General features: G+C 71.3%; 21 protein-coding genes. 15 read left to right on the top strand and 6 right to left on the bottom strand.

Annotated elements, in window-relative coordinates:
- Window positions 1-98: 98 nt before the first annotated feature.
- The 3 genes from AB0B64_RS04525 to AB0B64_RS04535 are packed head-to-tail and all read left to right on the top strand — an operon-like array spanning window position 99 to window position 2,553.
- Window positions 99-947, top strand: coding sequence for a LysR family transcriptional regulator (locus AB0B64_RS04525; protein ID WP_357946632.1), 849 nt, complete (start codon window positions 99-101; stop codon window positions 945-947).
- Between the two features lie 15 nt (window positions 948-962).
- A complete protein-coding gene (locus AB0B64_RS04530) occupies window positions 963-1,679 on the top strand; it encodes a MerR family transcriptional regulator (RefSeq protein WP_358174599.1) in 717 nt (238 codons plus the stop codon).
- A 10-nt stretch (window positions 1,680-1,689) separates the two neighbouring features.
- Window positions 1,690-2,553, top strand: a complete 864-nt coding sequence (locus AB0B64_RS04535; RefSeq protein ID WP_358174602.1) for an alpha/beta hydrolase — start codon at window positions 1,690-1,692, stop codon at window positions 2,551-2,553.
- 7 nt (window positions 2,554-2,560) lie between these two features.
- Here AB0B64_RS04535 and AB0B64_RS04540 read toward each other — a convergent pair whose 3' ends face one another.
- Window positions 2,561-3,238, bottom strand: a complete 678-nt coding sequence (locus AB0B64_RS04540; RefSeq protein WP_358174605.1) for a ThuA domain-containing protein — start codon at window positions 3,236-3,238, stop codon at window positions 2,561-2,563.
- Between the two features lie 166 nt (window positions 3,239-3,404).
- On the opposite strand from AB0B64_RS04540, the gene AB0B64_RS04545 reads away from it, so the two are divergent.
- Window positions 3,405-4,166 (top strand): SDR family oxidoreductase, encoded by a 762-nt coding sequence (locus tag AB0B64_RS04545; RefSeq protein ID WP_357946621.1) that lies wholly within the window; start codon window positions 3,405-3,407, stop codon window positions 4,164-4,166.
- Between the two features lie 33 nt (window positions 4,167-4,199).
- Here the strand turns inward: AB0B64_RS04545 and AB0B64_RS04550 are convergent, their stop codons facing one another.
- The gene (locus AB0B64_RS04550) at window positions 4,200-4,772 is read right to left on the bottom strand and encodes a TetR/AcrR family transcriptional regulator (protein ID WP_358174607.1); all 573 of its coding nucleotides are present in this window, start codon (window positions 4,770-4,772) and stop codon (window positions 4,200-4,202) included.
- An 84-nt stretch (window positions 4,773-4,856) separates the two neighbouring features.
- Here AB0B64_RS04550 and AB0B64_RS04555 point away from each other — a divergent pair, with 84 nt between their 5' ends.
- The 5 genes from AB0B64_RS04555 to AB0B64_RS04575 all read left to right on the top strand — a co-directional run bounded on the left by AB0B64_RS04555 (window position 4,857) and on the right by AB0B64_RS04575 (window position 11,797).
- Window positions 4,857-6,506 carry an FAD-dependent oxidoreductase gene (locus AB0B64_RS04555; RefSeq protein ID WP_358174609.1) on the top strand — a complete coding sequence of 550 codons (1,650 nt, stop codon included), beginning with the start codon at window positions 4,857-4,859 and terminating at the stop codon, window positions 6,504-6,506.
- Entirely contained in the window at window positions 6,503-7,939 is a 1,437-nt protein-coding gene (locus AB0B64_RS04560; protein ID WP_358174612.1) for an ATP-binding protein, read from the top strand. The genes AB0B64_RS04555 and AB0B64_RS04560 overlap by 4 nt, the downstream gene beginning before the upstream one ends.
- Before the next feature lie 99 nt (window positions 7,940-8,038).
- Window positions 8,039-9,172 (top strand): M20 family metallopeptidase, encoded by a 1,134-nt coding sequence (locus AB0B64_RS04565; protein WP_358174615.1) that lies wholly within the window; start codon window positions 8,039-8,041, stop codon window positions 9,170-9,172.
- A 61-nt stretch (window positions 9,173-9,233) separates the two neighbouring features.
- Window positions 9,234-10,289: an LLM class flavin-dependent oxidoreductase gene (locus AB0B64_RS04570; protein WP_358174618.1), complete on the top strand. Its 1,056-nt coding sequence runs from the start codon at window positions 9,234-9,236 to the stop codon at window positions 10,287-10,289.
- A gap of 17 nt (window positions 10,290-10,306) precedes the next feature.
- On the top strand, window positions 10,307-11,797 hold the full coding sequence (locus AB0B64_RS04575; RefSeq protein WP_358174621.1) for an AMP-binding protein: 1,491 nt from the start codon (window positions 10,307-10,309) through the stop codon (window positions 11,795-11,797).
- Between the two features lie 101 nt (window positions 11,798-11,898).
- Here AB0B64_RS04575 and AB0B64_RS04580 read toward each other — a convergent pair whose 3' ends face one another.
- Window positions 11,899-12,489 carry a TetR family transcriptional regulator gene (locus AB0B64_RS04580; protein WP_357946601.1) on the bottom strand — a complete coding sequence of 197 codons (591 nt, stop codon included), beginning with the start codon at window positions 12,487-12,489 and terminating at the stop codon, window positions 11,899-11,901.
- 106 nt (window positions 12,490-12,595) lie between these two features.
- On the opposite strand from AB0B64_RS04580, the gene AB0B64_RS04585 reads away from it, so the two are divergent.
- Window positions 12,596-13,768, top strand: a complete 1,173-nt coding sequence (locus AB0B64_RS04585) for a cytochrome P450 (protein ID WP_357946599.1) — start codon at window positions 12,596-12,598, stop codon at window positions 13,766-13,768.
- 35 nt (window positions 13,769-13,803) lie between these two features.
- Here the strand turns inward: AB0B64_RS04585 and AB0B64_RS04590 are convergent, their stop codons facing one another.
- Window positions 13,804-14,712, bottom strand: coding sequence for a cyclase family protein (locus AB0B64_RS04590; protein ID WP_357946596.1), 909 nt, complete (start codon window positions 14,710-14,712; stop codon window positions 13,804-13,806).
- Window positions 14,713-14,742: 30 nt separating this feature from the next.
- On the opposite strand from AB0B64_RS04590, the gene AB0B64_RS04595 reads away from it, so the two are divergent.
- Entirely contained in the window at window positions 14,743-16,008 is a 1,266-nt protein-coding gene (locus AB0B64_RS04595; protein ID WP_358174624.1) for a serine hydrolase domain-containing protein, read from the top strand.
- 47 nt (window positions 16,009-16,055) lie between these two features.
- On the opposite strand, the gene AB0B64_RS04600 is transcribed toward AB0B64_RS04595, so the two are convergent.
- Together AB0B64_RS04600 and AB0B64_RS04605 are read right to left on the bottom strand one after the other, a co-directional pair.
- Window positions 16,056-16,793 carry an SDR family NAD(P)-dependent oxidoreductase gene (locus AB0B64_RS04600; RefSeq protein WP_358174627.1) on the bottom strand — a complete coding sequence of 246 codons (738 nt, stop codon included), beginning with the start codon at window positions 16,791-16,793 and terminating at the stop codon, window positions 16,056-16,058.
- Window positions 16,793-17,398: an isochorismatase family cysteine hydrolase gene (locus AB0B64_RS04605; RefSeq protein ID WP_357946588.1), complete on the bottom strand. Its 606-nt coding sequence runs from the start codon at window positions 17,396-17,398 to the stop codon at window positions 16,793-16,795. The genes AB0B64_RS04600 and AB0B64_RS04605 overlap by 1 nt, the downstream gene beginning before the upstream one ends.
- A 98-nt stretch (window positions 17,399-17,496) precedes the next feature.
- Here AB0B64_RS04605 and AB0B64_RS04610 point away from each other — a divergent pair, with 98 nt between their 5' ends.
- From AB0B64_RS04610 to AB0B64_RS04625, 4 genes are read left to right on the top strand one after another with little or no spacing between them, the layout of a single operon-like run.
- Window positions 17,497-19,386 (top strand): serine/threonine-protein kinase, encoded by a 1,890-nt coding sequence (locus AB0B64_RS04610; RefSeq protein WP_358174630.1) that lies wholly within the window; start codon window positions 17,497-17,499, stop codon window positions 19,384-19,386.
- 39 nt (window positions 19,387-19,425) lie between these two features.
- On the top strand, window positions 19,426-19,785 hold the full coding sequence (locus tag AB0B64_RS04615; protein ID WP_225299262.1) for a Zn-ribbon domain-containing OB-fold protein: 360 nt from the start codon (window positions 19,426-19,428) through the stop codon (window positions 19,783-19,785).
- Entirely contained in the window at window positions 19,782-20,105 is a 324-nt protein-coding gene (locus AB0B64_RS04620; RefSeq protein ID WP_225299260.1) for a VOC family protein, read from the top strand. Before AB0B64_RS04615 ends, AB0B64_RS04620 begins: the two co-directional genes overlap by 4 nt.
- 28 nt (window positions 20,106-20,133) lie before the next feature.
- Window positions 20,134-21,672: a class I adenylate-forming enzyme family protein gene (locus tag AB0B64_RS04625; protein ID WP_358174633.1), complete on the top strand. Its 1,539-nt coding sequence runs from the start codon at window positions 20,134-20,136 to the stop codon at window positions 21,670-21,672.

Consider the following 21,672-nt stretch of genomic DNA (forward strand, 5'->3'; position numbering starts at 1 on the left):
GCGGAAACAGTCACCCCACGGCAACCTTCACAGCGGGTAGTCCGTTCTGTAATACGGAGGTGCGACGATAGCCCATCCCCATCACCCCGAGGTGAGCGATGGATCTACGCCACGTACGCTATGCGATCACCATCGCCCGTGCGGGCAGCCTGCGCCGTGCCTCCACCGTGCTCCACATCGCCCAGCCCACCCTTTCCGAGCAGCTCAGGGCGCTGGAGAAGGAGATCGGCGTCGAGCTGTTCACGCGCTCGTCCAGCGGGGTGCGACTCACCGAGGCGGGTGAGGTGTTCCTGGCCCAGGCCACGGTGGCGGTCGACGCCTTCGAACGGGCCGTGGCGGCCGCTCGGGGCAAGGGGCAGACGGTCCGCCTGGGGGTCGCCGACGGGCTGGGGGACGTGGTGGCCCGGCTCCTGTCGCAGGTTCAGGAGTCGCGGCTGCGGGTCGCGCCCATGTGCACGGCCGAGCAGATCATCTCCCTCATGGACGGAACCCTTCAGGCCGGGCTCGGCTACGCCCCCGGCTCGCTGCCCCGTGGCGTGGCCCGGATGCTCGTCCAGCGGGCTCAGGTGCTCGCCCTGCTCCCCCGCGATCACCGGCTGGCCTCGGTCGAGCGGCTGCGGCTGGCCGATCTGGCGACGGAGCCGCTCGTCATGCCGGAGTCCGACGCGGTGGCGGGTGCGCGCCGGTTCCTCGAAGGGTTCGTCCGGCTCGGCCTGCATCCCCGGCTCGGCCCCGGGGCGCCCACTCATGACGCCGCCGTCGCCATGGTCGAGTCCGGCGCCGGCTACACGCTCTGCGTACGCGGCGGCCTGCCGGTGCCGGAACGCCTCACCTTCATCCCCGTCGCCGAGGAGATTCCGCCGCTCGAGGTGGTGTTCCTCTGGAACCGGCAGGCCGACGTGGACGATCTCGTGCACGCGGCCCGGCATCTCGCGCGCTCTGGATAGCGCTATTATCTAGCGATGCGCGTTTCGGAGCTGAGTGTCGAGTCCGGTGTGGCGATCGCGACGATCAAGTACTACCTCCGTGAGGGCCTGCTGCACCAGGGCCGGCAACTCGCGGCCACCAGAGCCGACTACGACGACTCCCACCTGCGCAGACTCCGCCTGATCAGGGCGCTGCTCGAAGTGGGCCGGCTGCCCGTCGCCGCCATCAAACAGGTCATCGAGGCGGTGGACGACGAGTCGCTCTCGGTGCACCACATGCTCGGCACCGCCCAGTACGCCCTGGGCCCCACCATCGAACCGGAGCCCGGCGAGGAGTGGGACGCGGCGCGCGGCCAGGTCGACCTGCTCATCAGGGAGCTGGGCTGGGACGTCGCCCCCACCGCCCCGACGCGGGACGAACTCACCCAGACCGTCGTCAGGCTGGGCCAGCTGGGCCTGTCGACCGACCTGACGGTTTATGCCCAGACGGCTCAGCGACTCGTGGCCGAGGTGGAGATGGACACGGTGCCGTTCGACGGGCCGCGCGAGGCCGCCGTCGAGGCGCTGGTGCTGGGCACGGTCCTGTACGGGAGGGCCTTCGACGCCCTGCGCCGCCTGGCCCACGAGTCGGAGTCGGCGCGCCGGGTCGGCGGCGTTCAGGAAAGCCCGAGCGGGCGCGACGATCTTCCGGAAGACCTGAGCGTTCCGGAAGACCTGAGCGGGCGCGTGGATGGAAGCGGTCAGCCGGGGTAGACGCGGGCGAATGTTCGACGACTTCGTGACCGACCGGATCGACGTGGGCCAGGCCGAGCTGTTCGTCCGGCACGGCGGCTCCGGCCCGCCCGTCCTGCTGCTGCACGGCCATCCACGTACCCACGCCACCTGGCACCGGGTGGCCCCGCTGCTCGCCCCCGACCACACCGTGGTCTGCCCCGATCTCAGGGGGTACGGGCGCTCGTCCAAGCCGCCGACGACCGCCGATCACGAGCCGTACTCCAAGCGCGCGATGGCCGGGGACATGGTCGCGCTGATGCGCTCGCTCGGCCACGAGCGGTTCGCCGTCGTCGGTCACGACCGCGGGGCGTACGTGGCCCAGCGGCTGGCGTTCGACCATGCCGACGCGGTCACGCATCTCGTCGTGCTCGACAGCGTGCCCATCGGTGCGGCCCTCGCCCGTTGCGACGCCGGCTTCGCCGCCAGGTGGTGGCACTGGTTCTTCCTCGGCCAGACCGCCAAACCGGCGGAACGCGTGATCAACGCCGACCCGGATGCCTGGTACGGCACGGGGCCCGAGCAGATGGGCGCCGAGGCGTACGAGGACTTCCGCCGGGCGATCCACGACCCCGAGACCGTACACGCGATGTGCGAGGACTACCGGGCGGGCCTGGGCGTCGACCGGGCGGCCGACGACGCGGACCGGGCCGCTGGGCGGCGCGTCGCGTGCCCGATGCTCTTCCTCTGGGCGACAAGGGATGACATGGAGGATCTGTACGGCGACCCGCTGGCGGTCTGGCGCGAGTGGGCGTCCGACGTGCGCGGGCACGCCCTGGACAGCGGCCACCACCTGGCCGAGGACGTCCCGGACGAACTGGCCAAGGCCATCCGCTGCTTCGTGGCCGGCGCGTAAGCGCTCCTCAGTCGGTCACGGCCACCGGGCGTTTCAGCAGCCACAGGGCGGCCCGTTGCAGCAGCGTGCGGTGGATCTCGTTCTCGTAGGACCTGACGTCGTGCCCCAGCGCGTCGTACACGACCCGTCCCCGCCGCACCGGCCGCGCCCACACCAGGGGCTGCCCGCCGGCCGACGACGCGAGCGGCTCCACGTCCGGCAGCACGTCGAGGTCGCTGTAGACCTCGTCCACCAGGTCGAAGTCGCGCAGCCCCTCGACGATCGGGTGGCCGCCGTGCACGCGTACCCCGGTCCAGCCCAGCGGCGGGTGGTGGGACTTGGGCCAGGTCCAGCAGCCGCCCAGCACGCGCGGCCACCCCTGCCAGTCGTCGAAGCAGATGGACGCCGAGTGCATGCACAGCAGGCCGCCACCCCGGTCGAGGTGGTCGAGCAGGGTGGTGCGGGCCTCGGCGGGCAGTTCGAAGCGCCACTCGTCACGCAGGTCGGCGAAGCGGTCGAGGCCCATCTGCCAGCGCAGCGCGTTGACGGTGATGAGCTGGACCTCCGACGGCTCGCTCAGCGCGCCCGCGATGTCCTCGGTGATGTCGGATTCGATTCCCACCCCGGCGAGTACTTCGGCGAGCGCCGCCGACGTGGCCTCGAAGTCATGGAACAGGCCTCCCGAAAGAATCAGATTTCTCGCCACGTCCCAACCTCATCATGCTTGTCGCGGCATTTCTACCCGCGGCCCGGCTGGCAGGCCACGGAGCACGCCGAGATCAGGAAGCCCCGCGCGATCCTGCCTGTGCGGTCTGCTCAACCCGGACAAGCTCTCACGGATACGGAGTGCTTGACGACCTATAGTCACCTTCATGGATCTGGGCATCAAGGGCAAGGTCGCACTGGTCACCGGAGGCAGCGCGGGCATCGGTCTCGCCGCGGCCAAGAGCCTGGCGCGAGAGGGCTGTGCCGTCTGCGTCAGCGCGCGCAATCCGGAACGGCTGGCCGACGCGGTGGTCGAGCTGCAGGAGTTCGGCGGCGTGGTGCACGCCGTGCTCGCGGACGTGGAGGACCACGACGCCGCGGTGCGGGTGGTCGCCGAGACGCGTGACGTGCTCGGCCCCGTGGACATCCTGGTGGCCAACGCGGGCGGACCGCCCCCGGGCCGGTTCGTCGACGCCGGCCTGGGCGACTGGGACGTCGCGGTGCAGCGCAACCTGCTCGGCACGGTACGCCTGATGTACGCCGTGCTGCCGGAGATGCGCGCCCGCGGCTGGGGCCGCATCATCACGATCACCAGTGGGTCGGTGCGCCAGGCGATCGACGGCCTGGCCCTGTCGAACGCGACCCGCTCCGCCGTGGCCGGGATCGTGCGCACGCTGGCCCGCGAGGTCGGCGGCGACGGGGTCCTGGTCAACAACGTGCTGCCCGGCCCGATCGACACCGAGCGGCTGCGGGAGCTGGCGGGCGGCGACGAGGGCCTGGCCGCGCGGGGCGGCGGGGTGCCGGTGGGGCGCGTCGGACGTCCCGAGGAGGTGGGGGACGTGGTGGCGTTCCTGGCCAGCGAGCGGGCCTCGTTCGTGAACGGGATCTCGATGCTGGTCGACGGCGGGGAGAGCCGCGTCATCGCCTGACCGCGACGCTGGTCCACGGGGACGAGAGGCGCGTCATCGCCTGATCAGGGTCGCGACGATCGCTGCGGCCCACGCGTCGGCCGGCTGCCGCGGGTCGGCGAAGAAGGCCAGGTGGGCGCGGTGGAAGCAGGCACCCATCAGCAGCGAGGCGGCGGCGCCGGCGTCCATCGCGCTGTCCAGCCTGCCGCCCTCCTGCTCGGCCCGCAGGATCTCGGCGAGCACCTCGATCGGCAGGTGCGGGCCGGTGCCCGTCGTGGCGAGCATGCGCCTGAACCCGGCCAGCAGCGACGGATCGGACATCATTCCTGAGCCGATGGCGGCCGCCCGGCCGTAGAAGTCGAGGGCCGCCAGCGCGAACTCGGTGAGGTGGGCCGCCAGGTCGCCCTGCCCGACGCGCTCGCGCAGCGTGGCCAGCGCGGGGGCGAGCGCGGGCAGCCGTTCGAGCAGCACCGCCAGGATCAGCGCCTCCTTGCCCGGAAAGTGCTTGTAGAGCAGCGCCTCGGAGCAGCCCGCCTGCGACGCGATGCGTTTCGTGGTCGCCCCGGCCATGCCGAATTCGTGAATGGCCTGCTCGGCGGCATCGATGATGCGATCGCGCGTGTTCATGGGCGCATCTTAGTAGTGAGCGCTCACTGACTTGGCAGAACATGACATCCTTCCTTAAGGGACATACGTGGGGAAGGTAGGGCCATGGACAAGCCGGTCATCGTGACGGTGGACGACGACCCGGGCGTATCACGGGCGGTCGCGCGCGACCTGAGGCGCCGCTACGGCCAGCAGTACAGAATCGTCCGGGCGGAGGCCGCCGACCAGGGCATGGAGGCGGTGAAGGAGATGCGGCTGCGCGGCGACGACGTGGCCGCGATCTTGGCGGACTACCGGATGCCGCAGATGAACGGGGTGCAGTTCCTTGAGGCGGCGATGGACATGTATCCGTACGCGCGCCGGGTGCTGCTGACCGCCTACGCGGACACCGACGCCGCGATCCAGGCGATCAACGTGGTCGACCTCGACCACTATCTGCTCAAGCCGTGGGATCCGCCGGAGGAGAAGTTCTATCCGGTGATCGACGGCCAGCTGGACGCCTGGCACCGTACCGAGCGCATTGAGGTGGCCGAGCTGCGCGTGGTGGGCGACCGGTGGTCGGCGCCGTCGTACAAGGTGCGGGAGTTCCTGGCCCGCAGCCACGTGCCGTACCAGTGGCTGCTGGCCGAGGACCCGGAGGGCGCGGAGCTCGTCGCGGCGGTCGGCGCGGACTGCCGGCTGCCGCTGGTGGTCACCGCCGACGGCGTGTCGATGCAGTCGCCCGACCAGGCGTCGCTCGCCTCGGCCGTGGGCCTGTCGACCACGCCGGCGACCGACTTCTACGACCTGATCGTGATCGGCGGCGGCCCGGCCGGGCTGGGCGCGGCGGTCTACGGCGCCTCCGAGGGGCTCAACACCGTGCTCATCGAGGCGCACGCCTCCGGCGGGCAGGCGGGTCAGAGCTCCAGGATCGAGAACTACCTGGGCTTCCCCGACGGTGTCTCCGGCCAGCAGCTGACCGACCGGGCGCGCAGGCAGGCGCTGAAGTTCGGGGCCGAGCTGCTGAGCGCGCAGAAGGTCAGCCATCTGGAGCCGCGCGGCCAGGCCAGGGTGGTCGGGTTCAAGGGGGGCGGTGAGATCGCCGCGCACGCGGTGATCCTGGCGACCGGCGTCACCTATCGCCGTCTGGAGGCGCCCGGCCTGGACGACTTCGTCGGCCGGGGCGTCTTCTACGGCGCGGCACTGACCGAGGCGCCCTCCTGCAAGGACAGCGAGGTCTACATCGTCGGCGCGGCCAACTCGGCCGGTCAGGCGGCGGTCTACCTGGCGGGATTTGCGAGCAAGGTTCATTTGTTGGTGAGAGGTGACGGTTTGGAGAAGTCCATGTCGCACTACCTCATCGAGCAGATCAACGCGCTCCCGAACATCGAGGTGCACTTCCAGACGCAGATCACCAGCGCCGCCGGTGACGGGCACCTGGAGAGCCTCACGCTCTCGACCAAGGGCGAGGAGTGGGTGGCCGAGACGCAGTGGCTGTTCGCGTTCATCGGCGCCGAGCCCTTCACCTCCTGGCTCGGCGAGACGATCGAACGCGACGACAAGGGGTTCGTGCTGACCGGGCCGGACCTGGTGCAGGGCGGCAAGCGGCCACGCAACTGGACGCTCAGACGCGAGCCGTACTTCCTGGAGACGAACGTGCCGGGAGTGCTCGCGGCGGGTGACGTTCGGGCCGAGTCGATCAAGCGGGTGGCCTCCGCCGTCGGTGAAGGCGCGATGGCAGTCGCGCTCGTGCATCGTTACCTGGAGAAGCAATGACGATCGACATCGACGAACTCCGCAAGCTCTTCCTGTTCGAGCGCCTGACGGACCACCAGCTCACCAAGCTGGCTCTCAGCGGCCAGATGCGCAACTACGCCCAGGACGAGATCATCATCCAGCAGGGCGACCCGGCGGAGTGCTTCGCCGTGCTGGTCGAGGGCGAGATCCAGATGATCCAGGAGACCGTCACGGCCGGGACGGTCGCCATGCCGCGCAGCTCCCAGCCGGGTGTCTACGGCGGGGCCACCAGCGCCTACCTCGGCGCCCGGGCCCCGGAGCGCTACCAGCACAGCCTGCGGGCCACGGCGCCCTCCCGGATGTTCCTGCTGCCGGCCAGGAAGTTCGCGCACATCGTGGCCGAGTGGTTCCCGATGGCGATGCACCTGCTCGACGGCATGATGTCGGGCGGTCGCATGCAGCGGGAGGTCATCGACCGGCGCCAGCGGCTGACCGCGCTCGGCACGATCACCGCCGGGCTCACCCACGAGCTGAACAACCCGGCGGCGGCGGCCGTACGGGCGGTGAGCGAGCTGCGCACGCTCATCAGGACCTCCCGCGTGCAGCTGGCCCAGCTCGCCGAGGACGGCATCCCGCCGGAGCGGCTGCGGGCCCTGATCGACATGCAGGAGCAGTGCACCGCCGCCGTCGGCAACCTGCCGCCGCGCTCGCCGATGGAGATCTCCGACGCGGAGGACGACCTGGGCGAGGCGCTGGAGGAGCTCGGCGTGGAGGACGCGTGGGAGCTGGCCCCGGCGCTGGTCAACGCCGGATTCAGCCGCGCGCACCTGGAGAAGGTGCACAAGAAGGTGGGCCAGGAGCACGCGGGCGCCGCGGTGCACTGGCTGGCCGAGGCGGTCGAGATCTCGCAGATGCTCGGTGAGGTGACCGAGGCGACCGAGCGGATCACCTCGCTGATCGCCTCGGCCAAGCAGTACTCCCAGATGGACCGCGCGCCGTTCCAGGTCTGCGACGTGCACGACCTGCTCGACAGTACGATCGCCATCTTCCGCGGCAAGATCCCGCCCGGCATCACCGTGGTCACCGATTACGATCGGACGCTGCCGCCCATACCCGCCTACGCCGGCGAGCTCAACCAGGTGTGGACGAACCTCATTCACAACGCGCTCGACGCGATGGACGGGGAGGGCACGCTGACCATCCGTACCGCGCACGACGAGGACGAGGCGATCATCGAGATCGGCGACACCGGCCCCGGTGTACCGGACGCGATCAAGGACCGGATCTTCGAGCCGTTCTTCACCACGAAGACCGTCGGCCAGGGCACCGGTCTCGGGCTGGACATCTCGTACCGGATCGTGGCCGGCCGGCACGGCGGCGAGCTCAAGGCGCGGTCGACGCCCGGCGACACGTGGTTCGAGGTACGGCTGCCGCTGCGCGAGGCCTCGGCCGCCACGTCTCCGGCCGCGTAAGGAAACCGCACAAGGTGCCACAGGCTTGGCACCAAAGGCGTGGGAACTGTCACATTCGCGTCTCGTGTCAGGGTCATGTCTCCTGGAAAAGGGATTCATGTGCCCATCACACGCTGGACCAGCCAAGTCCTGCCCGCGATGCTCGACGACCTCAGGACGGTCGTCGAGCTGGAGACCCACAGCTACGACAAGGCCATGCTCACCCGAGGGCTGAGCGCCGTCCGCGCCCTGGTGGAGGAGCGGCTCGGCGTGCCGGACCAGGCGGTCGTCCACGACGGCGGCCAGTACGGCGACGTCCTGGAGCTGACCTATCGGGGCACCGCCCCCGGCACCGTGCTCATGCTCGCCCACTACGACACCGTCTGGCCGACGGGGACGCTCGCGGACTGGCCGTTCACCATGGCGGACGGAAGGATCACCGGGCCGGGCGTGTTCGACATGAAGACCGGGCTCGTGCAGTCGGTCTGGGCGCTCAGGGGCCTGCGCGAGCTCGGTCTTCCGCACCCGAGCCTGACCTACCTGTTCAACGGCGACGAGGAGATCGGCAGCCTGTTCTCCCGGCGGCACATCGAGGCCGCCAGTGCGGACGCGCTGGCCAGCCTGGTCTTCGAGGCGTCGCTGGACGGCCTGCTCAAGACGGCCCGCAAGGGCGTCGGGAAGTTCGAGGTGGCGGTCAAGGGCGTCGAGGCGCATGCCGGGCTCGACCCCGACTCGGGCGCGAGCGCCATCCACGCGCTGGCCGAGCTCGTCACCCGCCTCGCCGGATCCGACGCGCGGGAGCTCGGGACCACCCTGAACGTCGGGCTGATCAGCGGCGGCACCGGGTGCAACGTCGCGGCGGGCCGCGCCACCTGCGGCATCGACGTCCGGGTCGCGCGGGCGTCGGAGATGGAGCGCATGAACGAGGTGTTCGCCGGCCTGCGCGCCTCCGACCCGCGCGTGACGGTCACGGTCACCGGTGACTGGAACCGGCCGCCCATGACGCCCAACCCGCCGTCGCGACGGCTGTTCAAGGAGGCGCGGGCGGTCGCGGCCGGGTTCGGCTGGGAGCTGGAGGAGGCGGCGGTCGGCGGGGCCAGTGACGGCAACTTCGTCTCCGCGCTGGGCCGCCCGGTGCTCGACGGCATGGGCGCGGTCGGCGCCGGCGCGCACGCGCGGCACGAGCACGTGCTGATCGAGCACATTCCCGAGCGCACCGCCCTGACGATGGGGCTGCTCACCGCCCTCGCCTAGGAAACGGGGCCCGTGGTACTCTCCCAAGCGAGCGCTTGGTTTATCACTGAGGGGCCGCCGCATGAAGTTCTCGACCTTCCACCTCTTCCACCGGTTCGACGGGCAGAGCTTCAAGGACGTCTACGACTACCACCTGGAGCTCATCGAGCTGGCCGAGGAACTGGGGTTCGACGGGGTACGGCTGGCCGAGCACCACTTCCGCGACTACGGGGTCGCGCCGAACCTGTTCACCATGCTCGCCCACGCGGCCGCCCGCACCTCGCGCATCCGCCTCGGCACGGGCATCGTGGTGCTGCCCCTGCACAACCCGATCCACGTGGCCGAGGAGGCCGCGCTGGTGGACGTGCTGTCGGGCGGCCGGCTGGATCTCGGGATCGGGCGCGGCTACCAGAGCTTCGAGTTCGAGGGCTTCGGGATCGACCTGGCCGAGGCCCGTGACCGGTTCAACGAGGCGCTGGAGGTGATCCTGGGACTGTGGACCCAGGAGACGTTCCAGCACGAGGGCAAGTTCTACAAGACCGGCGCCGAGGTGTCCCTGACGCCGCGTCCCTTCCAGGCGCCGCACCCGCCGATCCACGTGGCCGCCGTCTCCCCCGAGACCGTCACCATGTACGGCGAGCGCGGGCTGCCCATCCTGGCCGACCCGGCGGCGACGTTCCGCAAGGTCGTCAAGGCGGCCGAGACCTGGCAGGAGACGGCCGCCCAGGCGGGGCACGCGAACGGGAGCGAGCTGGTGGTGGCGCGCAGCGTCTACGTGGCGCCGACGGTCGAACAGGCCCGCGAGGACCAGGCCAGGTTCGAGGCGTCGTTCGACCGGTCGCGGATCTTCAACGAGCGCAGCGCGCCGATCGACCCGAAGACGGGCAAGGCCGCGCAGGGCTTCGAGTACTACCAGGACCGCTACCTCAAGGGCGGCTCCGTGTCGGCCGACTTCCGCTGGGAGCAGCTGGAGGTGATCGGCGATCCGGCGCGGGTCATCGACCAGATCTCGCTGCTGCGCGACGCCGGGTTCGCCAACCTCCTGTGCGACTTCGGCAGCACCCGGCCGATGCCGCTGGAGGAGATGAAGAAGGTCATGCGGTTCTTCGCCGCCGAGGTCATGCCCGCGTTCCACTGACGTTCCCAGGAGCTGCGATGATCCACAGCCTGTCGCTGTCCGACGTACTCGCCGAGCACGCGCGCAGCCGCCCCCAGGTGACGGCGGTGGTGGACGGGGAGGTGCGGCTCACCTACCCCGAGCTGGACGATCGGGTCGGCCGCCTCGCCGACGCCCTCGCCGGGGCGGGCGTGACGGCCGGCGAACGCGTGCTCTGGCTCGGCCAGAACTCGCACGCGGTGCTGGAGCTGCTGTTGGCGTGCTCACGGCTGGGGGCGATCTTCTGCCCGGCCAACTGGCGGCAGTCGGCGGACGAGCTGCGCTTCGTGGTCGAGGACCTGACGCCGCGGGTGGTCGTACGGGAGCCGTCCGACGCCACCATGGCCCTGAGCGAGGGCACGGCGCTCTGGGTGGAGGCCGGGGCCGGCTACGAGCGGCTGGTCGAGAGCGGCACCGCCAGGGACTTGCCGCCCGTCGAGGACAGCGAGCCGGTGCTGGCGCTCTATACCGCCGCCTTCGACGGCCGTCCCAACGCGGCGCTCCTCAGCAGCGCGGCCCTGCTGGCCCACGGCGCGTCCCTGCTCGTGGTGCGCCAGATGGAGCCCGGCTTCACCTTCCTCAACAACGGGCCGCTCTTCCACGTCGGCACGATGATGTTCTGCCTGGCCACCCTCCAGATCGGCGGCACGAACGTCTTCACCCCCGCCTTCGACGCCGAGGAGGTGTGCCGCCTGATCGACGCCGAGCGGGTCACGCAGGCGTTCCTGTTCGGCCCGATGATCGACGCCGTGACGAAGGCGAACACCGGCGGCAAGTACGACCTGTCGTCCCTGAGGTTCGTCTCGCACTCCGCGGAGTGGGACGCGATGATCACCGTGGACGACTCCCCCTGGTGCCGGTCCAAGATGGGCGGGTACGGGCAGACGGAGGTCGGCGGCATGCTCACCTTCCTGGGCCTGGCGCCGGGCGCCGCCGGGTTCGCCGGTCGGCCGTCGCCACTGGTCCAGGTCCGCATCCTGGCCCCCGACGGGACCGAGTTGCCGGCGGGTGAGGTGGGCGAGATCTGCGCCCGCGGCAAGACCCTCTTTTCCGGATATTTCGCCCGTCCAGACTTAAATGCAGCAAAGTCGGCGTACGGCTGGCATCACACCGGCGACCTCGGCCGTCGCGAGCCCGACGGCACGATCACCTTCATCGGCCCCCGGCTGCGCATGATCAAGTCCGGCGCCGAGAACGTCTACCCGGCCGAGGTCGAACGCGCGCTCAAAGCCCACCCGGCCGTCGCCGACGCCGCCGTGATCGGCGTGCCCGACGCCACCTGGCACCAGGCGGTCAAGGCGGTGGTGGCGCTCAAGGAGGGTGCCGCGGCCACGGCCGACGACCTCATCGAGCACGTCAAGAGCGCTCTCGCCTCCTACAAGAAGCCGCGCGAGGTGGCGTTCGTCGACGCGATCCCCAAGCGCGGCTTCACCCCGGACTACGACGCCCTGGACGCCGCTCACGGCGGCGGCAACTATCCGGGCGCCTGACGGTTCACCGGCGCAGGAGGGCTCGCGCCTGGATGGCTCACCGGCACAGGCGAGCCCGCGCCTGACGGTTCACCGGTCTAGGAAGGCTCGCACCAGACGGTTCACAGGCGCAGGCCCTCCTCCAGATGGGCGAGGGCCTTGTCGATCTCGGCGGGCCCGTCCACCTCGGGGTCCTTCACCCAGTCGAACCAGACCGCGAACATCACACCCGTGATGGCCCCCGTGATGTTGCGGATCTCCGGATCGGACACGTCCCGCCCCGCCCGCCTGGCCAGGATCTCCTGCATGGACCTGAGCGTCCCGGAGACGTTGGTCAGACTCGCCGCCCACAGCTCGGGCACCGAGAACATGAGCTTCTCCCGCTCCACCCCTTCGGCGAGCTCCTCGGGCGTCTGGGCCGCCGTCACCTCCCGCAGGGCGACGCGGACCGCGCGTATCGGGTGCAGATCGGCCGGAGCGGCGTTCAGGGCCTCGGCGAAGGCCGGGAAGTGGTCGACGAATACCAGCTCCTCCTTCGAGGCGAAATAGCGGAACACCGTGCTGGGCGCGACCTCCGCCGCCTCGGCGATCTGCTCGACCGTGGTCTCGGTGTAACCCTGCTCGCGGAACAGCCGCAGCGCCTCCTTCTGGATCAGCGCCCGCGTCTTGGCCTTCTTCCGCTCGCGCAGTCCCTGGGCCGGTCGATCGCTCATGTCTCCGATTGTCGGGGTTGCGGCACAGGCCCGTCCACTCACAAGATCCCAAAATCTGCTATACAACTCTCAAATCGGAGTCTACTCTCAAAATATGCGAATCCCCATGGAGAGAACGCCCGGCTGCCCCTTCGACCCACCTCCCGCGCTGGAAAAGCTGCCGCCGATGTCGCGTCTGGACTATCCGGATGGGCACGCGGGCTGGCTCGCGACGGGCTACGAGGCCGGGCGGACCGTGCTGAGCGACCCTCGATTCAGCGCCCGCCAGGAGCTCAAGCACAGCCCCGTACGCGCGACGCCACAGTTCGGCCAGGGCCGCCCCGCCGCGCCCGGCATGTTCGCGGCGACCGACCCGCCTGAGCACACCCACTACCGCCGCCTGCTCACCGGCCAGTTCACGGTCCGCAGGATGCGGCTGCTCGAACCGCGGATCGAGCAGGTCGCCGCCGAGCACCTCGACGCGATGGCCGCCGCGGGGCCGCCCGTGGACCTGGTGCGGGCGTACGCGCTGCCGATCCCGTCGCTGGTCATCTGCGAGCTGCTCGGCGTGCCGTACGAGGATCACGACTTCTTCCAGGAGCACACCGCGCGGTTCGTCGCCCTTGACGAGGAGGGCGCGGTGGATCTGGCGGAGCTCGCCGGCTATCTGGGCGAGCTGGTACGACGCAAGCGCGCCGAGCCCGGCGACGACCTGATCAGCGGCCTGATCGGCGACCTCGGCGACGAGGAGCTGGCGAACCTCGCGCTCCTCCTGCTCGTCGCCGGCCACGAGACCACCGCGAACATGCTGGCCTTGGGCGTCTTCGCGCTGCTGGAGCACCCGGAGCAGCGGGCCCTGTTCAGCGGCGAGAGCACGGACACGGTCGGAGGCGGGGGCGCGGTCGAGGGTGCGGTCGAGGAGCTGATGCGCTGGCTGTCGATCCTGCACGTGGGCGCGCCGAGCCGGGTCGCGCTGGAGGACGTGGAGGTGGCGGGCGAGCTGGTCAGGAAGGGCGAGACGGTCGCGCTGTCGCTGCCGGCGATAAACCGGGACCCGAGCCTGTTCACCGATCCGGCCGAGCTGCGGCTCGACCGGGCCGAGGCGCGGCGGCACCTGGCCTTCGGGCACGGCGTGCACCAGTGCCTGGGGCAGCAGCTGGCCAGGATCGAGATGCGGATCGGCTACCGCAGGCTCTTCGAACGCTTCCCCGGCCTGCGGCTGGCCGTGCCCGCCTCCGAGGTGCCGCTGAAGGAGCGCGCGGCGGTCTACGGCGTCGAGTCCCTGCCTGTCACGTGGTGACCGGGCTCAGAGGATGGCTTGCGGACTGAGCGGGCTCAGAGGATCGCCAGTGGGTTGAGCGGGCTCCCGGTCCCGCCCTCGATTCTGAGCGGGGCCGCGACGAACACGAACTCCGTACGGCCGGCCGCGCTCAGCTCCTCCAGCCAGAGCAGCTCGATCAGGTGGATGCCGTGGCGGTGGAGCAGGATGAGGTGGAGATCGTCGTCGAGCGGCTCGTCGGCGAGCTGGTGGGCGTTCAGGCCGCCGATCGCGGCGTTGTCGGCGGCCACCACCGAGACGTCCCGCTCGGCCAGCCAGCGCCCCGCCTCGGCCGACAGTCCCGGCTGTCCCGACCAGTACTCCTCGCGCGAGCGCTCCCACACGGCGGGCCAGCCGGTACGGATCACCGCGACGTCACCCGCGCGCGGCACGGCGATCTCCGCCAGCAGTTCCGGCGGGATACGGAAGTCGGCGGGCAGGTGGTCGAGCCCGAGGTGGCGGGGTACGTCGAACAGGACGCCCCTCGCGACGACCCCGCCCACCTGCTCGATGCCGCATCGGGTGGCGCCGTAGGAGCGTACGCGCGCGGCGGGGTGGCCGTTGTAGAGCTCGTCGCCCGACCACATGTGGCAGAGCGCGTCCATGTGCGTGGTCGTGCCGTGGTGGGTGACGATCAGCGCGTCATCGGCCATCCGCAGCCCCGCGCCCACCGGCCGGGCGCCGGCCGCGTAGTCACCGCCGTCGACCGACATGAAGTGCTGCGGCAGCGGGCGCCCCTTCAGATGGGGCACGGTGCCGGGCGCGGGCGAGGAGGTGGCGCCCCTGATCGGCATGGACAGGCTGAGAACTTGGCCGGTCCGCGCGGTGGCCAATCCGGCCAGTACCAAGTTGCCAGTGAGCAGATTGAGCGTGCCCCGCTGATCCTCTGGGCCGAAACGTCCCCAATTGTTAGGCTCGGCAGCCAAGTACGTGCTCCCTTCCTGTCGGAGGTCTTGATGCACTGCGATCCCCGGTTCTCCAGCGTGCGCGAGGTCTTCGAACGCCATTTCGCCGACGGCCTCGAACTGGGGGCCGCGTTCGCCGTCTACCTCGACGGCGAACTGGTCGTGGACCTGTGGGACGGCGTGGCCGACCGCCGCACGGAACGGCCGTGGGAGGCGGACACCCCCGTCTTCGCCTACTCGTGCACCAAGGCGATCGCCGCGACCGTGCTGCTCCAGCTGGCCGAGCGGGGGCTGGTGGACGTGACCGCGCCGGTGGCGGAGGTCTGGCCGGAGTTCGGGGTGCGGGCCAAGCAGCGCGTCACCGTCGAGCACCTGCTCAGTCACCAGGCGGGGCTGCCCGCGCTGGACGAGCGAGTGCCGGTGGCGGAGTTCGAGGACCAGCCCGCCATCGCGGCGCGCCTGGCCGGGCAGCGGCCGATCTGGCGGCCCGGGTCGGCGCACGGGTATCACGCTCTGACGTACGGGTTCCTCGTGGGCGAGGTCGTACGCCGGGTGACGGGCAAGTCGGTGGGCGAGCTGGTGTCGGCGGAGATCTCCGGACCGCTCGGTCTCGACCTGTGGGTGGGGGCGCCCGACGACGTGATCGCCAGGGCCGCCCGGCTGACCGCGGAGCCGCCGCCCGGCAGCGAGAGCGGCCGGAGCCTGCCCACGGCCGGGGGTGAGAGCGGGAGCGGAACCGGGAGCGGGAGCATGCCCTCGGCCGGGGCCGGAAGCGGGCCGGCCCGCCGCGCCCCCGGTGTCCTGCCCCGCGCGCCCATCGGGCCGCCGAAGGATCCGATCGCCGCGATCGCCCTGGCCGCCACAGACCCGAACAGCCTGATGAACCGCACCATGGGCAACCCGCGCATCCAGGACCTTCAGGGCGGGGCCAACAACCCCGTGATGCTGCGCGCCGGGTGGCCCGCCGTGGGCCTCGTCACGACGGCCAGGTCCCTGGCGGCGTTCTACCGCTCGCTGCTCGGCGGCGACCTGCTGCGGCCGGAGACACTGACGGACGCCATCCGCCCCCGGGCGTCGGGGCCCGACCAGGTCCTGCTGCTGGAGAGCGCGTTCGGGCTCGGCTTCATGCGGCCCGCCATGTCGTTCTTCGTGCCGTCGGTGACCGCGTTCGGGCACACCGGCGTGGGCGGGTCCATCGGCCTGGCCGACCCCAAGTACGGAGTGGCCGCCGGATATGTCATGAACAAGATGGCCGACGTCTTCGCCGGCAACCAGCGGGCGATCCGCCTCATGGAGGCCGTCTACCGATCCCTGTGATCGCGTCGGCCTCATCGGGGTCGTGCTTCGCGTCATGCGTCGCGTCGTCACTGCATCGTCACGCCGCCGCTGACCGACAGCGTCTGGCCGGTGATGTAGGCGGCGCGTTCCGTACACAGGTAGGCGACCAAACCCGCCACGTCGGCGGGCGTGCCGAGGCGGCGCAGCGGGACGGTCCTGACGATCTTGTCGACCAGTCCGGGCTCTGCCGCCGAGACGCGCCGGAGCATCGGGGTGTCGGTGGGTCCCGGGCAGACCACGTTGGCGGTGACGTGCGCCCTGGCCGCCTCGCGGGCGAGCGTCTTGGCCAGGCCGAACAGCCCCGCCTTGGTGGCCGCGTAGGCGCCCTCGCCGCCGGAGCCCGCCCTGGCGCCGTCCGACGAGATGAACACCAGCCGCCCCCACCCGCGCTCGATCATGCCCGGCAGCATCAGCTTGGTCAGCAGCATCGGGCCGCGCAGGTTGACCTGCCACATGAGATCCCAGTTCGCCGGGTCACTGGCGGTGAACGGCTCGACGATCGACACCCCGGCGTTGTGCACGAGGATGTCGACCGACCCGGCCGCGCCACAGAACCGCTCGATGGAGGGGGGTGAGGCGAGATCAACTGCCAGGGCAGTGGCCCCCGGCAGCCTCGCGGCCGCTTTCTCGGCGCCCGGCAGGTCCACGTCCGCGACCACCACCCGGGCGCCCAGTGCGGCGAGATCCGCGGCGATTGCCGCGCCGATCGCGCCCGCTCCCCCGGTCACGACGGCCGCGCGCCCGTCGAGCCGCATTCCCTCCATCACCGCTCGCCGCCCGCCTTCCACTCGTCGACCAGCTCGGCCGCGGTGGTGCGGGCGGCCAGGAGGGGGATCGTGTGTTTCAGTACGGCCAGCGCATACCCGTCCGGTACGCCCGCGACGGCGTCGGTCACCACGGTGACCCGGTAGCCGAGGTTCACCGCCTCCAGGGCCAGGCCGGGGATGCCCAGGTTGAGCGAGAGCCCGACGGCCACCACGTGCGCGACGTCCAGCGAGCGCAGCGTCATGTCGAGCGAGGTCCCGGTGAACGGGGAGAACCCGTGGTGGCGCCGACTCTCCAGGTCCGTGTCGGCCAGCAGTTCGGGCAGCACCTCCACGGCGGGCGTGCCCTCCAGCATGTGGCCGGGGTCCTTCAGCAGGGCGGTGATGAACGGGCTGTTGTGGGTGTGGGAGCCGGCCCGGTCGGCGCGGAAGGCCGCGGTGCAGTGGATCACCGGGAGGCCGGCCGCCCTGGCCGCCTGGAGCACGGAGACGGCGTTGCGCACGACGCCACGCTGCTGACACGCGACCACCAGGTCCGGAAATTTCGTTAGATCGCCGACGACGCCCCGCTGCATCTCCATGACCAGCACGGCCGTACGATCCATGCGAAGCCTCCACTTAGCCGAGCGCTTGCTTGGCTTCGAACATATCACCCGGGCCTCGGGGCCATAATCCCCTGACATCTGGCGAAATATCTGGAGTCGTGACAACCGGAACCCCGGATGAGACCGTCGAACGAGAGACGGCTGCGCTATGGGGGTTCGCCTTGGTCCCTGGTTACCGAGAAGTACGCCAGCTCGGCGCGGGGCACACGGGCCGCGTGTTCCTCGCCACCTACCAGGCCACCGGAGCCTACGTCGCGATCAAATACCTGAACGCGACCCTGCGCCGGGACACCGAGTTCATGGACCGCTTCCGGGTGGACACCCCCTCACTCGTCGAGCTCGACGACCCGAACGTGGTCCAGCTCTACGAGTTCGTGGAGACCCCGACCAGGGCCGCGGTGGTCATGGAGCTGGTCGACGGGGTGTCGCTGCGGACGATCCTGGCCGAGCACGGCAGGACCAGCCCGGAGGCGGCGCTGGCGGTGCTGAAGAGCACGCTCCTGGCCCTGGCCGCCGCCCACGACAAGGGCGTGGCCCACCGGGACGTCAAACCGGAGAACGTACTGGTCCAGGCCGACGGCACGAGCAAGCTGAGCGACTTCGGGGTGGTGGTGCACGCCGAGGAGCCAGGCGTGCCGGCGGGCAGCCCCCCGTACATGTCGCCCGAGCTGTGGACGCAGGGGGACGCGGGGCCGCCCGCTGACCTCTACGCGGCGGCGTGCCTGCTGTTCGAGGCCGTCAGGGGACGCCCGCCGTACAAGGCTGAGGACGTCGCGTCGCTGCGGGACAAGCACCTGGTCGAGCCGGTGCCGCTGGAGGTCGCCCCCGACTCGCTGCGCGACCTGCTCCGGCGCGGGCTGGCCAAGGACCCGGCGGTCAGGTACGCCTCGGCCCGGCAGTTCGCGGCGGAGCTGGAGGAGGACGCGGTCGCCGGCTACGGCCCCGACTGGGAGAAACGCGGGCGCCGCCACCTCGGCGAGCTGGCCACGCTGCTCGCGCTCCGCTTCCCCCTGGCCAAGACCGACACGCCGACCGCCACCCTGGGGGCGGTCCGCGGGCGGCGGATCACCGTGCCCAAGCTGCCGCCGCACCTGTGGATCGCGGGCGCGACGGCCGTCGCCGTGCTGATCGCGGTGGTGCTCTCGGACGGGCGGCTGGCCCCCGGCCCGGCGGGGACCGTACTCATGCCGCAGCCGAAGACGTCCGAGCAGCTGGATCCCACCCCCGTCGACGACAAGACCCCGGTCCGCCGGACCTCGGAGACCAGCCGTCCCACGGCCAGGACGTCGACGGCCGTTCCCGTACCGTCGGCCACCGCCCCCACGCCGCCCCCTCCCACCGTGTCCCGCCAGCCCTCCCGGGCGCTGCCCAGTCCGGCCGTGCGGTCGGCCGACATCGTCCAGTGGACCGGCTCGGCGGGCGCGGTGCGCGTGGCCGCTGACGGGCGGGGACCGGTGCGGCTGCGCATCACGTACACGCGGCGCGACGGCGACGGCCAGGCCCGCACGGTACATCAGGAGACCCGCATGCTCACCGGCCGGACCACCTACACCGACCCCGTGGCCCGTGACCTGGGCGTCGTCGGGTGCGGGAAGCAGGCGCACTTCGGGCTCCTGATATCGACCGAGCCGGCGGCGGCCAACGGCCCGCAGGTCAGTGAGGTGACCGTGGACGGGCCGCCCTGCCCGGCGCCCAGCCCCTCGCCCTCGACGTCGGCCACTCCGACCCAGGAGCACGCCACTCCGACGCCGTCCCAGCCGCCCTTCGCGCTGCCCTCCGACCCGCCGCACAGCTCCGGCCCGCCACGCACCTCTGACGTACCGGCCTTCGCCTCGCCGGACTCCTCCGACGCGCCGCCCCTCCCCTCGTCTCGCTCCTCCGACGCACCGGCCTTCGCCGGGCCGAGCGCTGATTCGGTGGCCCCCGACTCGGCTTCGCTGACCTCGGAGGAGCCCGTTGCCTCGCTCGCCGAGGAACCCGCCGACTAGGGTTGTCGAGCAACCAAGCGTGCGCTAGCTTGGCAAGCGATGACCTGTGACACCTCCGCCTACTGGGCCGCCTGCAGGCGCGGCGAGCTGGTCGTTCAGCGCTGTACGGCCTGCGATCGGCGGGTCCACCTCCCCGAGGCCGACTGTCCCCGGTGCGGTGGCGACCTCGTCTTCGAGCCGGTCTCCGGCGCGGGCGTGGTGCACACGTACACCGTGGTGCACCGCTCGTTCGCGCCCGGCTACCGGGGCCGCGAGCCGTACGTGCTGGCCTGGGTCGACCTGCCAGAAGGCGCGCGCGTGTTCGGTCAGGTCGTGGAGTGCGCACCGGAGGAGGTCCGCATCGGGATGCCGGTGCGGGTGACGTTCGTGGACGACCTACCGCATTGGAGGCCGGCGTGATCGTTGGCAACGTGCTCATACCCGTGGCCGACCTGGACGAGGCGATCGCCTTCTACGGGCTGCCGGTGAAGTTCCGTGACGGTGACAGGTTCGCCGCGCTGAACGGCGGTGGCGTCACCGTGGCGCTGGCCGGACCCGCCGAGCATGTCACCGCCTCGGCCGCGCCGTCGTTCAAGGTGGACAGCGTACGGCAGGCCGTACCCGATCTGGTGGCGCGCGGCGCCGAAGTGGTGCGTGAGCCCGAGGACGGGCCGCACGAGACGCGGGCCGTGCTGCGCGATCCCTCAGGAAACGTCTTCGTCCTCTACTCACCCCTCTGAAACCTCTCTGACGACGGAGGCACCCCCGATGGCGCGATCACCGTACGGCAACTATGGCCACGCGATCCTGACCGCCGCGGCGATGAGCACCCCCGACCAGGTGGCGCTCACCTACTGCGGCGAGCGGAGCTTCACCTATGACGAGCTGAACAGGACCGTCAACCGGCGCGCGCACGCGCTGCTCGCGGCGGGCATCAGCCCGGGACGGCGGGTGGCCGCGCTGCTGAACGAGACGCTGCACGTGGCTGAGGTGTACCTGGCGCAGGCCAAGATCGGCGCGGTGACGGCGGCGCTGAATCCGTACTGGCCGGTCGACACGCTGCGCGCGGTGGTGGAGCAGTCGGGGTGCACGGCGTTCGTGTACGACTCGACCGTGGAGGGGGTGGTCGCGGAGATCAGGTCGTCGCTGCCCGCCATCACCACCTGGATCAACGCGTCCGATCTCTCGGACGGCTCGGAGGAGGAGCCGCCGCTCGGCGGCTTCCACGACGATCCGCTCGCGCTCTACTACACCTCGGGGACGACCGGGCTGCCCAAGCCCGTCGTCCACACGCACGCCTCGTCGCTGGCGACCGCGCAGATCTGGCTCGACGTGCCGCGCGGGCCCGACGCGGTGTTCGGCACGGGCGCGATCATCTGGGGCATCGGCTTCCCGGCCATCGTCGGGCCCGCCCTGTACGCCGGGATGCGGCTGGTGCTGGAGCAGGACTGGGGCCCGGCGAACTTCCTGCGCGTCGTGCCGCGCGAGCGGGTCACGCACGTGTCGCAGATCCCGTCGTTCTACGCGGCGCTGCTGGGCTCGTCGGAGCACGAGGCGGTGGACCTGTCGTCCATCCGGGTGATCATGCTGGGCGGCGAGCCGCTGACGGCCACCATGCTCGGCCGGATCAAGGACCGGCTGCCCGACGCGGGCGTCTACTCCTACTACGGCCAGACCGAGGCCCCCTACACCTGCATGGGCCGGGTGGACGACGGCTCCACGCCGCTCGGCTCGTCCGGCCGGGCGCGCACCGGCAACGCCGTCCGGGTGACCGATCCGTCGGGGCGCCGCGTGGTGGACGAGGTCGGCGAGATCAACCTGTCCGGGCCGCACCGGATGTCCGGCTACGACGGTCTGCCGGACAAGACGGCGGAGGTGCTGCGCGGCGAGTGGTACGTCGGCGGCGACCTCGGCTCCGTCTCCCCCGACGGGGTGCTGCGCGTGCTCGGGCGGCGCGAGGACGCGATTCTCAAAGGCGGCGTCTGGACCCAGCCGGTCGCGGTCGAGGAGGCCGCCGCCGCGCTCGACGGCGTGGCGGAGGCCGGGGCGGTCGGGGTGCCCGCGCACGTCGACGGGCAGGACGCGGCCGAGCAGCGGATCCTGCTGGCCGTGGTGGCGCGTTCCGGGCACTCGCTCGACGCGGCCAAGCTCGCGCGGGCCCTGGACGACATCCTGGCGCCGCACCAGCGGCCGGACCACATCCTGGTGGCCGACGCGCTGCCGCACTTCGAGGACGCCTCCGGCGGGCCCGGCAAGCTCTTACGCAGAGAGATCAGAGAGCGGCACGGCCACCTGCTGGAGACCTGA

Origin of the sequence: Nonomuraea sp. NPDC049129 (genome assembly GCF_040648495.1) — a bacterium.
Classification (GTDB): domain Bacteria; phylum Actinomycetota; class Actinomycetes; order Streptosporangiales; family Streptosporangiaceae; genus Nonomuraea.

Excerpts from the sequence above, each read along its gene's own strand:
- AB0B64_RS04525 (WP_357946632.1), top strand. The coding sequence starts at position 99 with ATGGATCTACGCCACGTACGCTATGCGATCACCATCGCCCGTGCGGGC.
- AB0B64_RS04530 (WP_358174599.1), top strand. The coding sequence starts at position 963 with ATGCGCGTTTCGGAGCTGAGTGTCGAGTCCGGTGTGGCGATCGCGACG.
- AB0B64_RS04535 (WP_358174602.1), top strand. The coding sequence starts at position 1,690 with ATGTTCGACGACTTCGTGACCGACCGGATCGACGTGGGCCAGGCCGAG.
- AB0B64_RS04545 (WP_357946621.1), top strand. The coding sequence starts at position 3,405 with ATGGATCTGGGCATCAAGGGCAAGGTCGCACTGGTCACCGGAGGCAGC.
- AB0B64_RS04550 (WP_358174607.1), bottom strand. The coding sequence starts at position 4,772 with ATGAACACGCGCGATCGCATCATCGATGCCGCCGAGCAGGCCATTCAC.
- AB0B64_RS04555 (WP_358174609.1), top strand. The coding sequence starts at position 4,857 with ATGGACAAGCCGGTCATCGTGACGGTGGACGACGACCCGGGCGTATCA.
- AB0B64_RS04560 (WP_358174612.1), top strand. The coding sequence starts at position 6,503 with ATGACGATCGACATCGACGAACTCCGCAAGCTCTTCCTGTTCGAGCGC.
- AB0B64_RS04570 (WP_358174618.1), top strand. The coding sequence starts at position 9,234 with ATGAAGTTCTCGACCTTCCACCTCTTCCACCGGTTCGACGGGCAGAGC.
- AB0B64_RS04575 (WP_358174621.1), top strand. The coding sequence starts at position 10,307 with ATGATCCACAGCCTGTCGCTGTCCGACGTACTCGCCGAGCACGCGCGC.
- AB0B64_RS04580 (WP_357946601.1), bottom strand. The coding sequence starts at position 12,489 with ATGAGCGATCGACCGGCCCAGGGACTGCGCGAGCGGAAGAAGGCCAAG.
- AB0B64_RS04585 (WP_357946599.1), top strand. The coding sequence starts at position 12,596 with ATGGAGAGAACGCCCGGCTGCCCCTTCGACCCACCTCCCGCGCTGGAA.
- AB0B64_RS04595 (WP_358174624.1), top strand. The coding sequence starts at position 14,743 with ATGCACTGCGATCCCCGGTTCTCCAGCGTGCGCGAGGTCTTCGAACGC.
- AB0B64_RS04600 (WP_358174627.1), bottom strand. The coding sequence starts at position 16,793 with ATGGAGGGAATGCGGCTCGACGGGCGCGCGGCCGTCGTGACCGGGGGA.
- AB0B64_RS04605 (WP_357946588.1), bottom strand. The coding sequence starts at position 17,398 with ATGGATCGTACGGCCGTGCTGGTCATGGAGATGCAGCGGGGCGTCGTC.
- AB0B64_RS04615 (WP_225299262.1), top strand. The coding sequence starts at position 19,426 with ATGACCTGTGACACCTCCGCCTACTGGGCCGCCTGCAGGCGCGGCGAG.
- AB0B64_RS04625 (WP_358174633.1), top strand. The coding sequence starts at position 20,134 with ATGGCGCGATCACCGTACGGCAACTATGGCCACGCGATCCTGACCGCC.